Genomic DNA, 15,197 nt, shown 5'->3' with positions numbered 1-15,197 from the left:
GAATCATCGGGTGTATTTTAGGTTCACAATTACCAACCAGGATCACCATAAAATTCATAGTGTATGAGAAGCTGTATTAGCCAAAAGCTACACCTGTATTTCCTAATCATGCTAATTGCCTTGCCCTGGCAGCTATCCGCACAAGATCAATTATCCCTGAAGGGCGTAGTACGCGACGCTGCTTCCAGATCGCCGCTTCCCGGCGTAAGCGTAAGCGTAAAAGGTACCACACGCGGTGTGAGTACCGATGCCGAAGGAAAGTATGCCATTTCCGCGGCTGCCGGCGCTATGCTGGTATTTACCTATGTAGGATATGATAAGAAAGAAATCCCTGTATCAACACAAACAATTATCGATGTAGCACTGCAGCAAAGCGCCACGGGCTTAAATGAAGTAGTGGTCACCGCATTGGGTATTGAGCGTAAAACCCGCTCCCTGGGCTATGCCACCCAACAACTGGATAACGCCGCCATCAACACGGTGAAGGATCCCGGCGCTAATATTATGAATACCCTGAGCGGTAAAGTGGCGGGCGCAGTGATTACGCCGGCAGCCTCCGGCCCCGGTGGTGCAGTAAGAGTTGTATTGCGCGGCAACCGGTCGATCAGCGGTAATAACAATGCGCTGATCGTAGTAGATGGTGTGCCGATAGATAATACTATGTCGACCGAAAAAAACGGCGGCGGTTCTGCCAACACTATTTCCACGCAGCCTAAAAGTATCAGCAGCGGTTACTCCGGCAGCGATGGCGCGGCCAGCGTGAACCCGCAGGATGTGGAATCCATCAACGTGCTGAAAGGCCCGGCGGCAGCGGCTTTGTATGGTAGCCGCGCTGCCAACGGCGCTATCATCATCACCACCAAAAGCGGTAAAAGTGGCAAGCTGGCTGTAAATTATAACGGCGGCGTATCGCTGGACCAGCCTAATATGCTGATGAAATTCCAGAACACCTATGGCAGCGGCAGCAAAGGACAAGCCGGAACCCGCGCCCCTGCCAGCTGGGGAGCCCCGGCACAAACCTATTCCGATAATGTGAGAAGCTTTTTTAACACAGGAACAGCCGTGAACAATTCTATCGATATTTCCGGCGGCAACGACAAACTGCGTGGCTATGCATCTTACACCAACAATGCCATCAGTGGTATTATTCCTAAAAACAGGCTGGAAAGAAATACACTGAACCTCCGGGTTGCCGCCGAAATATTGCCCCGCTTAACAACGGATGTAAAATTAACTTACATCAGCCAGGATATTAAAAACAAGCCACGCCTGGGCGATCAGGGCGTTGCCAACGAAGCCTACCTGATGCCGCGTGATCTCAGCAAGGACTCGCTGAACCATTTTGAAGGTACCGATGCTACCGGTCAGCCTTACCCCATTTACTGGACCAATTCCACCACCTTCCAGAATCCTTACTGGGACGTGTACCGTAACATGGTGGATGAATCGCGCAACCGTATTATGCTGATGGGATCAGCCAAATACAAGCTTACCGACTGGCTCAGTTTACAGGGCCGGTATAGCCTTGACCGTTATGACGATAAAATCACTGCATCCTATTATAACGGTACGGTCGCTTTCCCCGTGCAGCCCGGCGGCCGTTACCTGGAGGCATATGTAAATCACTGGGAACGTAACATGGACCTGTTGTTATCCGGCAGCAATAAATTATCCGGCGATTTCCATGTGAATTATAATGTAGGCGGAAGCATCCTTACCAGCAAGGGATATAATTCACAGGCGCTGGCCAACGGGCTAAGCATTCCTAACCATTTTAATCTCATGTTTGCTACTGCGCCGGCTACTACCAACACTACGGTGCAGAAAGAGATACAATCCGTGTATGGTAATGCCCAGCTGGATTTCAGGCAGTATTTATATTTAGATGTAAGTGCGCGTAACGACTGGTCTTCCACGTTGCCAAGTCCGTACAGCTATTTTTATCCTTCCGTGGGATTATCGGCCGTAATATCAGATATGCTGCAGATGCCTTCCTGGGTTACGTTTGGTAAGGTGCGTGCTGCTTATACACAGGTAGGTAATGATGCAGATCCTTACATGCTGTTACAGGCTTATTATTACAGTGTAGGCGCTGGCGGTGGTTTTGTATCGAGAGATAACACAAAATCCATTTATAATCTGAAGCCCGAACAAACAAAATCGTGGGAGGTGGGACTGGAATGGAAATTCCTCAATGGCCGGCTGGGACTGGATGCTACAGTGTATAAGAATAATACCATTAACCAGTTGCTGAATGTTGGGTTGCCACAGGCCAGCGGTTTTGACGACCAGTACATCAACGCTGGTAATATACAGAATAAGGGGCTTGAAATTATGCTCACAGGTACGCCCATACAACGCAAGGATTTTAGCTGGAACACCAGCGTGAACTTTGCCACCAACAGCAACAAGGTGCTGTACCTGAAAGATGGTGTGGACCAGATCGGCCTTTCTTCCGCTACTAATTTCGCTACTGTGCAGGCAAGAGTAGGAGGTAAGTATGGAGATATGTACGGATACGCATGGCAGAAAGATCCGAAAACAGGACAATACCTCATAGGTACTGATGGCCTCCCCGTGGTTGCGCAGAATCAATACCTCGGCAATTTTAATCCCGACTTCACCCTGGGCTGGAACAACCAGTTCCAGTATAAAAAATTCAGTATGTCGTTTCTCATTGACGGGCGTGTAGGCGGTATCGTTATATCCGGTACTGATGCACTGCTGGCTTCCTATGGCGTTGCCGATTATACCACTCAATACAGGAACGGCGGACTGGTATTGCCCGGTGTGCTGGCAGACGGAAGCGTCAATACCAAATCTATCGACGCAGAAGATTTCTGGACAAAAGTATCGCAGGGTGGCCGCGATGCATGGGGACAATTCTTTGCTTTCAGCGCCACCAATTTCCGGTTGAGGGAATTATCCTTCGGGTATGATTTCGATTTCGATCAGAAGCTGGTAAAGCGTGCCAGGCTTTCTTTAACGGCACGTAACCTGTTTTTCCTGTACCGTGGTAAGTCTGTGCTGGATATACCGGGCATGGGTAAACGTACTTTGCCGGTAGATCCGGAATCCGCACTGGGTACCAGTAACTACCAGGGCATAGAAGCCGGTTTACCGCCGGCAGTACGCAGCTTTGGCCTGAACCTGAATGTATCCTTTTAGTCAACAAAAAACACACAGCCATGAACAAGCAATTAAAATATATACTTCCGCTGGCGCTGACGGTGATGCTGGGCAGCTGTACAAAAAACTTCGATTCCATGAATGTGGACCCAAGCGGGTTAACAGGAGTAGGTAAGGGAGAATTACCATTTATGTTTTCAAAGGCAGAATCATCTGCCGCGATCAACCAGGGATATTACCAGACCGTACAAAACCTGTATGCCGATTTATATGCACAATATTTTGCACTGAACACCAACAGCTTTCAAACCGATCGTTATGTGATCAATGACGGCTGGTTGCCGCGTCCCGGCATCATTGCCTATGTGCAAACTGTACCACAGCTGCGCACCATTTTTGAGAATACGGAAGAAACTTCCGGCGAATATGCACTCGCGGAAATCATGTGGGTATATGCTTTTCATCACCTGACGGATTATTTCGGTCCGGTAGCTTATTTTGATGCCGGAAAAGCCCAGGATGTTATACCTTATGATGCCCAGGATAAAATTTACGACGACTTCTTCAAAAGACTGGACCATGCCGTAAAGAACCTGAAAGCAACCAGCGCTACCAATATTTTTGGCGCCAACGACCTGATATACGCCGGGGATGTGCAACAGTGGATCCGTTTCGCCAATACGCTGCGTTTGCGGCTGGCGCTGCGTATTTCAAAAGTACAGCCCGACCGCGCCAAACAGGAAGCTGAAGCCGCTGTGACAAGTGGTGTAATGACAGCAGTAGCACATACCGCCATGATGAAAAAATCGCTGAATGGTGGCGATGGCAACGGCCTGGCAAGAGTGGCCTCCTATAATGAATTCAGTATGAGTGCTACCATGGCTTCTTATATGAAAGGCTACAATGATCCGAGGATCGGGGCTTTTTACCAGCCTGCGGTAAATGGCGGTACTTTCCGTGGCGTGCGCAACGGATCACCGGCAGTGTCGCTGAATAACCCATTGAACCAGGCATCGCAAACTTCCAATGCGGGTACTTACTGGGCTACCTACAATCCGCTGAACCTCTCCTGGCTGCCTGCGCTGGAGGCGCCCAAGCACGTGATGATGGCGGCAGAAGCCTATTTCCTGCGGGCAGAAGGCGCATTGAATGGCTGGAACATGGATGGATCGGCTAAAGATCTGTATGATAAAGGCATTGCGGTGAGCATGGAAAACTGGGGCGTGAAGGACGCGGCTGTTATCAACGCCTATACGAATTCCACCGCAGTACCGGTAGCTCCCGGCGATGTGGAAAATTCTGCAGCGGTAGCCAATATACCAGTTAAATTTGGTACTGCGGTAAACATACAACGTCAGCAGATAGGCACGCAGAAGTGGCTGGCTATTTACCCCGACGGGCTGGAAGCCTGGGCAGAATACCGCCGCAGCGGTTTCCCGGTGATGTACCCGGTGGTGAAATCGGATAACCCCGATTTACCGGCCGGTACTTTTATCAAGCGGCTGCCTTATCCTTCTTCTGAAGCGGTGAACAACGGCGAAGAGCTGAAGAAAGGTATCCGGTTGCTGGGAGGACCGGATAATGCAGCCACCCGTCTTTGGTGGGACGTAGATTGATCTGATCATTAAACACAATTATACTTGAAAGCATTAGTTTCCTTTTTCATGGTGTTGTCCTCACTATTCTACGCTCCGCAGGGGCCGTTGCCAAAAGTTTTCTCCGGAGAGCGGACGGATATTATCCAGCAACAGCTGAAGCAGCAGGCGGCCACCGCGTTTCAGGCGCAGGTGCTGCCTGCCACGGAGCAGGAATGGACACAACGGCGCCGGCAACTGAAGACCGCCATTCTGCAGTCGACCGGCGCCGTGGAGGACCACAAACTACCATTGCAGGTAAAAGAAACCGGGCGTACGCAACTAACGGGGTACCATATACGTAATATCCTGTTCCAGACAAGGCCCGGTGTATTTGCTACTGCTAATTTATACATCCCCGATGGCAAAGGGCCTTTCCCGGCAGTGATCAACATGCATGGCCACTGGAAGGATGCCCGCATAGGGGAAATGGTACAGGCCACGGCGCATAGCCTCGCATTAAATGGCTACGTGTGTTTAAATATTGATGCATGGGGTGCCGGTGAAAGAACCACCACCGAAGGCGTGGCGGAATACCACGGCGCCAACCTCGGCGCTTCGCTGATGAATACAGGCAATACCTTGCTGGGCATGCAACTCACCGATAACATACGGGGAGTAGATTTGCTTTGCAGTTTACCGGAAGTGGACAAAGCGCGTATAGGCGCCACCGGCGCCAGCGGCGGCGGGAATCAAACCATGTGGCTGGCAGCAATGGACGAGCGCATTAAAGCGGCCGTACCGGTGGTGAGTGTAGGTACTTTTGAATCTTACATCATGAACAGCAATTGTGTATGTGAGCTGGTACCGGATGGACTTACCTACATGGAAGAATCCGGGGTACTGGCAATGGTGGCGCCCCGCGCATTGAAAATCTGTAATGCGCTGAATGATGCGAGTAAGTCGTTTTACCCTTCGGAAATGTTGCGCAGTTATAAACAGGCTGCACCCATATATGAGTTACTGCATGCCGGTGATAAACTCAGTTACCAGTTGTTTAACACCGTGCATGGCTACTGGCCTGAAATAAGGGAAACCATGATTGGCTGGATGGATTTGCAGCTGAAACACATTGGTACCGGGGCGCCCAAAAAGGAACCGGCTTTTAATTTGCTGCCCGCTGCACAGCTGCTCACTTTTCCCAACGGACACCGCGACACCAGCGTGATCACTACCGCAGCATGGTGCAGCCGGCAAGGACAACTGCTTCATCAAACATTGCTGGAAGAAAATATTAATGTTGATGAGAAGAGAAAAGCATTGCAACAACTGTTACGGATAAACGAAAACAGCACACTGAAACAGGCACACCGGTATTCGCCACAGGAAGGGTGGGAGCGTGTAGCGCTGGAAACAACAGATGGTTCACTGATCCCTTTGCTGTTGCGTGCTCCGCGCAGCAAAGAGAATGGTTATGTAGTGGTAACCCATCCGGGTGGAAAAGACAGTATTCCCGCGGCGTTGATCACGGAATTAACGGAGGCCGGTAATGGCATTGTGCTGGCAGACCTGTGGGGTTGCGGCGAGCAAAGCTCCGTATCTGCCACTGCTACAGATGGCAGCCAGCCGCCTTATCATACCCTGGCGCGTTCTGCCTTATGGTTGGGTAGCACCGTGCAGGGGAGATGGGTAAGTGATCTGCGGATTATTACAGATTATTTGAAAATGGTAAATGGTGATGTTCGTATAGTGCTTAACGGTAGCAGGGAGGCTGGCGTGGCCTCCCTGTTTTTTGCAGCGCTGAATGGAACAGCAGCACAGGTAACGCTGAACGGCGGCCCGTTGAGTTACCGTTTTGATGAACGCATGGGGATCGATTATTTCAGTATGGCTGTACATGTACCGGGTTTGTTGCAGTGGGGGGATCTTTCGCTGGCGGCGGCGTTGAGCGGAAGGGATGTTGTGTTTAAGATGCCGGTTACCATGTCTGGCCGGCCGGTGACTGGAGCCGCGTTGCAGGCGCAGCAGGAGGAATTCTTCCAATTGAGAAAACGCTGTAAACAGCCGGGGCAAAGCATTTTTCAGTAATGTAGAAAATATATCTTTATGATAAATGAACGCAGAGATTTTTTAAAATTAATAGGAATAGCAGGCATTGGAATTGGCAGCAGTACGCTGGTACCCGGTTATGCCAGTGCGCAGGAAAAACCAGGAAAAGCATTGGATCAGATCAGGAAACAGGCAGGCAGAAAATACCGGCAGCAGTTTAATATGAGCGGTTATGCAGCGCCGAAAATTGATACGGTGCGCATAGGTTATATCGGTCTTGGTAACCGGGGCTCCGCTGCCGTGGAGCGTATCACCTATTTGCAGGGTGTGGAGGTAAAGGCATTGTGTGATATCAGGCCGGAAATGATTGCCGCTACCAAAGAGAGAATTAAAGATGCCGGTTATGACCCGCATGAATACACGGGATCGGCAGATGCGTGGAAGCAATTATGTGAACGTGATGATATTGACCTGGTATACATTGCCACGCCGTGGGATTTGCACACGCCTATTGCCGTATACGCTATGTTGCATGGTAAGCATGTGGCCACGGAAATTCCGGCTGCTGTTACGATTGATGAATGCTGGCAGCTGGTAGAAACTTCCGAGAAAACAAAGAAGCATTGCGTGCTGCTGGAAAACTGCTGCTACGATTTCTTTGAACTGCTCACGCTGAATATGGCCCGGCAGGGGTTTTTCGGGGAGCTGGTGCATTGCGAGGGCGCATACATCCATGATATTTTTGAGAGCCTTTTTGATAAGAACAAACGTTATGATGTGTGGCGGCTCAAACAAAATGCACATCGCAATGGAAACCTGTATCCCACGCATGGCCTGGGTCCGGTGTGCCAGGTGCTGGATGTGAACCGTGGCGATAGTATGGAATACCTGGTATCCATGCAAAGCAATGATTTTATGTTGCATCAGAAAGCGGTGGCGCTCGCGGCCACTGATGATTTTTATAAGCCTTATGTGAATGCACATTTCCGCGGGAACATGAATACCACTACTATCCGTACCCGCAAGGGCCGCACTATTATGTTGCAGCACGATGTGAGTTCCCCACGGGTATATTCCCGCCTGCACCTGGTAAGCGGCACAAAAGCTACCGCGCAAAAATATCCGCTGGAGCCAAGAATTTCGCTGAGTCATGAAGGATGGGTGAGTGCAGAAGAATTTAAGCAACTGGAAGAAAAGTATACGCCTGCCATTATTAAAAAGTTGGGTGAGATGGCCAAACAGGTAGGAGGCCACGGTGGTATGGACTTTTTAATGGATTGGCGCCTGATTGATTGTTTACGCAATGGCTTACCCGTAGACATCGACGTATACGATGCGGCCGCATGGAGCGCTATAGGCCCGCTGAGTGAATGGTCGGTGGCCAACCGCTCCAATTCCATCGACATCCCCGATTTTACCAACGGCGCCTGGCAGCATAACAAGCCGGTAGACATCTCCCTGCAGCAGGGTGGTACCACCGGGGTAAAAAGCAAAAAGTAATCATCTCCTGAAAAAATATAAGTGCAATGAAAATCATCCGATCCAAAGACCCGCAAACATTGGGTACTGCAGCCGGCAATACTGCAGTGGCATTGATTAAGGCCGCTATAGCAGAAAAAGGCAGCGCCAATATTATACTGGCCACCGGTACAAGCCAGTTTGAAACAATCCGGCAACTGATAGCCAGCGATATTGACTGGGGAAAAGTGAATATGTTCCACCTCGATGAATATATTGGCCTGCCGGTAACACATCCGGCCAGTTTCCGGAAGTACCTGAGAGAACGTTTTCTCGACAAGGTAGCACCGTTGCGATCGGTGTGCCTGATCAACGGGGAAGGCGATCCCGAAGCAGAATGCAGCCGCATTTCCGCACTCATACAGGCGCATCCCATTGATGTGGCTTTGGTGGGCATAGGAGAAAATGGCCATCTCGCTTTTAATGATCCTCCGGCAGATTTTAACACTACGAAACCGTATCTTGTAGTGAACCTCGACGCCGCCTGCCGGCAACAACAAATGAATGAAGGCTGGTTCAGCGCCGTTACAGAAGTGCCTTTGCAGGCCATCAGTATGTCGGTGCACCAGATCCTGCTATCGAAACATATTATCTGTTCGGTACCCGGCGAGCGAAAGGCGCAGGCAGTAAAAGACAGCCTGGAGCAGCCCGTGAGCAATTTGTTTCCTGCCAGTATTCTACAAACACATGCAGATTGTGTGTTTTACCTGGATGAAGCATCTGCCGCAAAACTGCAACCAGCGCAGAAAACAGTTTAATACATGCAGGAAACTATTAAAATTATCAATGGCCGCCTGATTACGCCGTTCCGGGTAATCACCTCCGGAAGTGTGCTGATTAAAGAAGGCCGGATTGCAGCAGTGGGAGAAGGAACCATTCCTGATCATGCTGATAAGATAATAGATGCCGGGGGCAATTACGTGGCCCCCGGCTTCATCGACCTGCATATACATGGAGGCGGTGGCCATGATTTTATGGATGGCACGGTAAACGCTTTTCACCGTATAACGGAAACGCATGCACGATATGGCACTACCGCAATGGTGCCTACCACTTTAACCGCAGAGAAAGCAGGGCTTTTACATACGCTGGATATTTATCGCCAGGCAGTGGCATTGCCGCATAACGGGGCCTCTTTCCTGGGCATGCATCTGGAAGGACCCTATTTCGCCATGAACCAGCGCGGCGCGCAGGACCCGCGCTATATCCGTAACCCTGATCCGGCTGAATACAAAGAAATACTGGATTACAGTCCGCACATTTCCCGCTGGAGTGTAGCGCCTGAATTACCCGGTGCACTGGAAATGGGCAATTACCTGCGGAGTAAAGGTGTTTTACCGGCTATTGCTCACACGGATGCTGTTTATGAAGAAGTAGTGCAGGCAGTGGAGTGCGGCTATACGCTGGCCACGCATTTTTATTCCGCCATGTCAGGCGTAACGCGCCGTAACCTGTATCGCTATGCCGGCGTAGTGGAAAGCGTTTACCTCATCGATGAAATAGATGCTGAAGTGATTGCCGACGGTGCACACCTGCCGGCGTCGCTGCTGAAACTGATCTATAAAATAAAAGGGGCCAACAGGATCGCGCTGATCACCGATGCCATGCGGGCGGCGGGCATGCCTCCCGGCAAAAGCATACTGGGGCCGCTGAATGGAGGGTTGGAGGTAATTGTGGAAGATGGTGTTGCCAAACTACCTGATGGAAGCGCATTTGCAGGCAGCGTAGCTACGGCAGACCGCCTCGTGAGAAACATGGTGGAGCTGGCCGGTGTGCCGGTAACAGAAGCCGTGCGGATGATGAGTTATACGCCCGCGCGCATCATGGGCGTGTCTGACCGGAAAGGTACGCTGGCAGCAGGAAAAGATGCCGATATTGTTATTTTCGACGGGAACATTGCCGTACAACTGACGATGGTATCAGGAAAAGTTGTGCATCGTATCGGAGAATGAAATAGCTTTGCCTTCAAAATTGTACGGGTCATGAATTTTTATACACGGAAATGGGTAAAGCCGGAGGATCTGAATGCGCACGGCACTTTATTTGGCGGCAGTTTGTTGCGTTGGATCGATGAAGAAGCAGCTATTTATTCCATCATTCAGTTAGGTACCAATCGTTGTGTAACCAAGTACATGTCTGAAATCAATTTTATCAATTCTGCCCGCCAGGGCGATATTGTAGAACTGGGTATTAAAGCCACCCACTTCGGCAGAACTTCTCTCACACTCACCTGCCAGGTGCGGAACAAGATCACGCAAAAAACTATTCTTACTGTTGATAAAATGGTGTTTGTAAGTGTGGATGAACAAGGGAAGCCTGTTCCCCACGGCAGAACCGCCATTACCTATACCGACGAACGGCTGCGGGAAGAGTAGTATTATATTTTCAGTCCGCCGAACATACTGAATAAAATAATTCCCAGCACCAGCGTAGTGATCAACACGTACAGCCTGTCTTTTTCCAGTGCGAAAGCCAGCAGGGAAAAGAAGATGCGGAGAATAGGTGTGGCCAGTAATACCAGTACGCCCAATTGTATAAATTCCGTGGCGCTGCCCGTGGCTACGCCGTGAAAGATACCGCGGAAAGAAGTGTATTCCGCTCCCTCTCCTTTAAACTGTGAATAATCCGGCACACTGGCCGCGCCTTGTTGCACGAGGTAAAAGATGCCTCCCAGCAACGCAATGCAGCTGGCAGTGACCACCCCGGTCCTTAGTTGTTTGCCGATGAGTAATTCGATGTCGCGGTCGCCGAGTATCTTCTTAAATATATTCATGACACAGTAGTTAGAACTGGTGATTTAATCCGTTATAGATCATTTCCAGCGCCACAAAAGTGATAGCTGCGCAGAAGATGATCCGTAATGTGCGGGCATTGATGAAGGTGAGCAAACGGGCGCCGGTAAAGGCTCCGCCCAATACGCCCAATACTACCGGGAAGGCCATGCCCGGATCGATGTAGCCTCTTTGAAGGTACACCACCGCACTGGCCGCGGCGGTAACGCCAATCATAAAATTGCTGGTAGTAGTACTTACTTTGAAAGGGATACGCATGGTGCTATCCATTGCCAGTACTTTTAACGCGCCCGACCCGATGCCCAGCAAACCTGATAACACGCCTGCTATCAGCATGATGCCGAATCCGCCGGCCACGTTTTTGAGTTTGTAACTCACTTCCCCGGTGGGTGTTGGATAGCTGCTGTTTAGTTTTAAGAGATAAGATAGTTTACTGCCCGTTTGTTCCGCATGTTCGTGCTTTTTCCGGATGGTCATGGCGGCGGAAAATATCAGCACTACGCCGAGCAGGATGGCAATGGTGTTTACCGGTGTAAATATTGCCAGCAATGCACCTCCTACGGCGCCTGCTGTGGTGGCTATTTCCAGGAACATCCCCAGCCGGATATTGGTAATGCCTTCTTTTATATACGCCGTGGCAGCGCCGGAAGAATTGGCTATAGAGGCCAGCAGGGCCACGCCTATGGCGTAGCGGATATCTACATGAAATACAAGTGTGAGCAATGGAATCAGTATCACGCCGCCACCTAAACCGGTGAGGGAGCCCAGTAGCCCGGCTACATAAGCGCCTGCCAGCAGTATTAAGCTAAAGATCAGGATATTCATCTGTCGATATTTAATAGTTATTGTCCAGTATGTCTTCCATTACCTGCCGGGATAATTTGGCGTTGCCGCTTTTGATGGCTTTGTACAATTGTTCGTGCAGGTGGTGACTGATCGCAAAGTGGCTGATACTCTGTGTATCGCGTTTGGCGAAGAAGTCGCGGATTACGGCGGTGAAGCTGCGGAAGAGATCGGCCAGTACATTGTTGCCGGAGGCTTTTGCAATAGCAGTGTGGAAGGCGATATCGGCATCCACGCATTGCTGGTACTGTTGTTCCAGGATGGCTTTTTTGCGTTGTTCCAGTAAGGCTTTCAGTTGGTGGAGGTCTTCTTTGGTATGGTTTTCTGCGGCCAGTTTTACGATTTCATAATCCAGCATGCGCCTTACCTGGTTTATTTCCTCGAAGTCGGCGCGCCTGAGACGCTGGTCCAGCGATTCCGCCTGAACGGTTTCATTAACGAAGGTGCCGGCGCCCTGTTGCACGCGCAGGATGCCCATCATAGCAAGCGTTTTAATGGCTTCGCGGACGGTAGAGCGGCCTACGGCGTATTGCACCATCAGCTCAGGTTCTGCGGGTATTTTCTGACCTGGTTTATATTTTCCCTGGGAGATGTCTTTCTGGATGGCGTTGATAACACGGTCCGATAGTTTGGATGTTTGCTCCATAAATCTTCATTTACAATACAAAGGTATGATGTTTAGTTAAACATCTGATGTTTTATTTTTTATTCCTTGATAATTTTGATAGATTGGATATCTAGCCCTGGGGTTGTATATTCGGCAGGCAGTATGATCATTTGCCAGCTGAACGAAACATTCCACGTGAAAAACTTGTATGTCATGGCAGCTGTTTATTGAGGGTTCATCCAGCCGGTTTCTTAGTAACCACGCCAGCCGGATGGCATTGATTATTATCTCTTCCAAAATAAAAACAAATGCATCGCAGGAACTTTTTACAGGCGGGATTACTCACCGCCACATTTTCATTTCCGGAGAAGTATTTCCCCGGAAGGATCTGTCAGCCCGGTAACACAGCTGTTTTCAACGCGGGAATCGGCGGAAATAATACGGTTGACCTGCTGAAGCGTATCGATAAGGATTGCCTGGTACATCAACCGGACCTGACAGTGCTGATGATAGGCACCAACGATATGAATTCGATGAAGCACATTGCTTTACCGGAGTATGAAGCCAACCTGCGGAAAATAGTGGTACAGCTGATAGCGGCCAAAAGCCGGGTATTGATGATGACGATCCTGCCGGTGCATGAACCCTATTTATATACCCGCCACCCGCGCGCATTTTATGAGCCGGAAGGACATGCCAAAAGGAAGCAGCAGGTGAATGATGTGATCCGGAAAATTGCAGCGGATAATAAGCAGGACTTATTAGACATGGGCTACATTTTTCAACAGGTGGGCGATGTGGGAGAAGAGACGGACAGCCTGATCCAGAATGTAGCCAACAGCCAGAAACAGGATGGCGTACATCCTACCCCGGCTGGTTACCGCACCATAGCAGTAGCCGTGTATGAATATATTACGCAACGCCAGCTACCTCATAACAGGGTGGTTTGTTTCGGCGACAGTATCACCTTTGGCGATGGAGGAACAAACGGAAAAAGTTATCCCGCATATCTAAAAAAATTATTGACAGCATGAGAAAAATAGTCCTGTTAGCAACGATCCTGGTGATCCCTTATTTATTTTCCCGCGCCGGCGCGCCGGTAAATAAGGCAGATGTAATTATTTATGGTGGCACCTCTGCAGCAATTGTGGCCGCGGTACAGGCGCATAAAATGGGTAAAACAGTCATTGTGGTATCGCCGGATAAACATGTTGGCGGCCTTTCTTCAGGCGGATTAGGGTTTACCGATACCGGCAATAAATCTGTAATAGGTGGCCTGGCCCGTGATTTTTACCACCGCATCTGGTTGCACTACCAGCAACCCGTCGCCTGGAAGTGGCAACAGCAGGCGGAGTATGGCAATAAAGGCCAGGGTACGCCGGCAATGGATGGCGCGGAGCGCACCATGTGGATCTTTGAACCGCATGTAGCAGAGCAGGTATTTGAAGATTATATCCGGGAGAATAACCTGAAAATTTACCGCAACGAATGGCTCGACCGCAAGCAGGGCGTAAAAAAGGAAGGCGGAAAGATAGTGGCTATTACTACCCTCAGCGGACAAACCTATAGCGGCAAAGTATTCATTGACGCCACCTATGAAGGCGATCTGATGGCAGCTGCAGGCGTAAGCTATACCGTAGGCCGCGAAGCTGTGGCCACCTATGGCGAAAGCTGGAACGGCGTACAAACCGGCGTTTTACACCACGGCCATTATTTCAAACAAAATATCAGTCCGTACCGCATTGCCGGTGATGCAACAAGTGGATTGCTGCCGCGTGTTTCCGGGGAAGATCCCGGGGAAAAAGGAGCGGCGGATAAAAAGATCCAGGCGTATTGTTTTCGTATGTGCCTGACCGATAAACCTGCCAACCGCATTCCTTTTCCGAAGCCGGAAGGATATGACCCCACGCAGTATGAATTACTTACCCGTGTGCTGGACAGCGGCTGGAATGAAGTGTTCAGTAAGTTTGATCCTATCCCCAATCATAAAACGGATGTGAACAATCATGGTCCTTTTAGTTTTGACAACATCGGTATGAACTACGATTATCCGGAAGCCACGTATGAGCGCAGGAAGGAGATCATTCATGAGCACGAGGTGTATCAGCAGGGACTTTTATATTTCCTTGCGAACGACGCCCGTGTGCCGGCTGCCATTCAGCGCCGCATGCAAACGTGGGGCTTATCGGCCGATGAGTTCCGTGACAACCATAACTGGCCGCACCAGTTGTATGTACGCGAAGCAAGGCGTATGAAAGGCGTGCATGTTATGACGCAGCAATCGGTGCTTGGAGAAAGCGCGGTACCACAATCTATAGGCATGGGTTCTTATACCCTGGATGCGCATAATGCGCAACGTTATGTGAAAAAAGACGGGTATGTGCAGAATGAAGGCGACATCGGTGTGGATATCAAAGAGCCCTACCAGGTGTCTTACGGGTCCATACTTCCGCAACGGGCAGAGTGCAGCAACCTGCTGGTACCGGTATGCATGTCGGCTTCACATATCGCCTATGGTTCTATCAGGATGGAGCCGGTGTTCATGATCCTGGGGCAGAGTGCCGCCACGGCAGCGGCGCTGGCCATTGATGGGAACAAGGCGGTGCAGGAGGTAGACTACGGGCAGTTGAAAGCGCAGCTGGAGAAAGATCATCAGCGGTTATCGGCACGATAGCATAAACAGTC

At 50.2% G+C, this 15,197-nt stretch carries 12 protein-coding genes; 9 read left to right on the top strand and 3 right to left on the bottom strand.

All coding sequences use genetic code 11. The features are described 5' to 3' along the window. Positions 1-108: 108 nt before the first annotated feature. Genes B5Z18_RS16765 through B5Z18_RS16735 form a run of 7 tightly spaced genes read left to right on the top strand, consistent with a single transcriptional unit; the run spans position 109 to position 10,645 of the window. Positions 109-3,168 carry a SusC/RagA family TonB-linked outer membrane protein gene (locus B5Z18_RS16765; protein ID WP_200817292.1) on the top strand — a complete coding sequence of 1,020 codons (3,060 nt, stop codon included), beginning with the start codon at positions 109-111 and terminating at the stop codon, positions 3,166-3,168. Positions 3,169-3,188: 20 nt separating this feature from the next. Beyond that, on the top strand, positions 3,189-4,745 hold the full coding sequence (locus B5Z18_RS16760) for a SusD/RagB family nutrient-binding outer membrane lipoprotein (RefSeq protein WP_079470636.1): 1,557 nt from the start codon (positions 3,189-3,191) through the stop codon (positions 4,743-4,745). A gap of 24 nt (positions 4,746-4,769) precedes the next feature. Beyond that, a complete protein-coding gene (locus B5Z18_RS16755; protein ID WP_143313620.1) occupies positions 4,770-6,791 on the top strand; it encodes a dienelactone hydrolase family protein in 2,022 nt (673 codons plus the stop codon). Between the two features lie 18 nt (positions 6,792-6,809). Further along, positions 6,810-8,252, top strand: coding sequence for a Gfo/Idh/MocA family protein (locus B5Z18_RS16750; RefSeq protein ID WP_079470634.1), 1,443 nt, complete (start codon positions 6,810-6,812; stop codon positions 8,250-8,252). Positions 8,253-8,278: 26 nt separating this feature from the next. After that, positions 8,279-9,028 (top strand): glucosamine-6-phosphate deaminase, encoded by a 750-nt coding sequence (locus tag B5Z18_RS16745; protein ID WP_079470633.1) that lies wholly within the window; start codon positions 8,279-8,281, stop codon positions 9,026-9,028. Between the two features lie 3 nt (positions 9,029-9,031). Next, positions 9,032-10,222, top strand: a complete 1,191-nt coding sequence (gene nagA / locus B5Z18_RS16740) for an N-acetylglucosamine-6-phosphate deacetylase (protein WP_079470632.1) — start codon at positions 9,032-9,034, stop codon at positions 10,220-10,222. Positions 10,223-10,252: 30 nt separating this feature from the next. Then, positions 10,253-10,645, top strand: coding sequence for an acyl-CoA thioesterase (locus tag B5Z18_RS16735; protein ID WP_079470631.1), 393 nt, complete (start codon positions 10,253-10,255; stop codon positions 10,643-10,645). A 2-nt stretch (positions 10,646-10,647) separates the two neighbouring features. Here the strand turns inward: B5Z18_RS16735 and B5Z18_RS16730 are convergent, their stop codons facing one another. The 3 genes from B5Z18_RS16730 to B5Z18_RS16720 are packed head-to-tail and all read right to left on the bottom strand — an operon-like array spanning position 10,648 to position 12,551. Next, a complete protein-coding gene (locus B5Z18_RS16730; protein ID WP_079470630.1) occupies positions 10,648-11,043 on the bottom strand; it encodes a DUF1634 domain-containing protein in 396 nt (131 codons plus the stop codon). 10 nt (positions 11,044-11,053) lie between these two features. Further along, a complete protein-coding gene (locus B5Z18_RS16725; RefSeq protein WP_079470629.1) occupies positions 11,054-11,887 on the bottom strand; it encodes a sulfite exporter TauE/SafE family protein in 834 nt (277 codons plus the stop codon). Between the two features lie 10 nt (positions 11,888-11,897). Further along, positions 11,898-12,551, bottom strand: a complete 654-nt coding sequence (locus tag B5Z18_RS16720) for a FadR/GntR family transcriptional regulator (RefSeq protein WP_079470628.1) — start codon at positions 12,549-12,551, stop codon at positions 11,898-11,900. Positions 12,552-12,820: 269 nt separating this feature from the next. On the opposite strand from B5Z18_RS16720, the gene B5Z18_RS16715 reads away from it, so the two are divergent. Together B5Z18_RS16715 and B5Z18_RS16710 are read left to right on the top strand one after the other, a co-directional pair. Continuing rightward, on the top strand, positions 12,821-13,546 hold the full coding sequence (locus B5Z18_RS16715) for an SGNH/GDSL hydrolase family protein (protein WP_079470627.1): 726 nt from the start codon (positions 12,821-12,823) through the stop codon (positions 13,544-13,546). Next, positions 13,543-15,186: an FAD-dependent oxidoreductase gene (locus B5Z18_RS16710; protein WP_079470626.1), complete on the top strand. Its 1,644-nt coding sequence runs from the start codon at positions 13,543-13,545 to the stop codon at positions 15,184-15,186. The genes B5Z18_RS16715 and B5Z18_RS16710 overlap by 4 nt, the downstream gene beginning before the upstream one ends. Positions 15,187-15,197 lie beyond the last annotated feature (11 nt).

The sequence above is a fragment of the Chitinophaga ginsengisegetis genome (assembly GCF_900168065.1).
Taxonomy (GTDB): domain Bacteria; phylum Bacteroidota; class Bacteroidia; order Chitinophagales; family Chitinophagaceae; genus Chitinophaga; species Chitinophaga ginsengisegetis.
Note: the sequence above shows the minus strand (reverse complement) of the source record. Positions and strands in the feature narration are given on the sequence as shown.

Excerpts from the sequence above, each read along its gene's own strand:
- B5Z18_RS16765 (WP_200817292.1), top strand. The coding sequence starts at position 109 with ATGCTAATTGCCTTGCCCTGGCAGCTATCCGCACAAGATCAATTATCC.
- B5Z18_RS16760 (WP_079470636.1), top strand. The coding sequence starts at position 3,189 with ATGAACAAGCAATTAAAATATATACTTCCGCTGGCGCTGACGGTGATG.
- B5Z18_RS16750 (WP_079470634.1), top strand. The coding sequence starts at position 6,810 with ATGATAAATGAACGCAGAGATTTTTTAAAATTAATAGGAATAGCAGGC.
- B5Z18_RS16745 (WP_079470633.1), top strand. The coding sequence starts at position 8,279 with ATGAAAATCATCCGATCCAAAGACCCGCAAACATTGGGTACTGCAGCC.
- nagA (WP_079470632.1), top strand. The coding sequence starts at position 9,032 with ATGCAGGAAACTATTAAAATTATCAATGGCCGCCTGATTACGCCGTTC.
- B5Z18_RS16735 (WP_079470631.1), top strand. The coding sequence starts at position 10,253 with ATGAATTTTTATACACGGAAATGGGTAAAGCCGGAGGATCTGAATGCG.
- B5Z18_RS16730 (WP_079470630.1), bottom strand. The coding sequence starts at position 11,043 with ATGAATATATTTAAGAAGATACTCGGCGACCGCGACATCGAATTACTC.
- B5Z18_RS16725 (WP_079470629.1), bottom strand. The coding sequence starts at position 11,887 with ATGAATATCCTGATCTTTAGCTTAATACTGCTGGCAGGCGCTTATGTA.
- B5Z18_RS16720 (WP_079470628.1), bottom strand. The coding sequence starts at position 12,551 with ATGGAGCAAACATCCAAACTATCGGACCGTGTTATCAACGCCATCCAG.
- B5Z18_RS16715 (WP_079470627.1), top strand. The coding sequence starts at position 12,821 with ATGCATCGCAGGAACTTTTTACAGGCGGGATTACTCACCGCCACATTT.
- B5Z18_RS16710 (WP_079470626.1), top strand. The coding sequence starts at position 13,543 with ATGAGAAAAATAGTCCTGTTAGCAACGATCCTGGTGATCCCTTATTTA.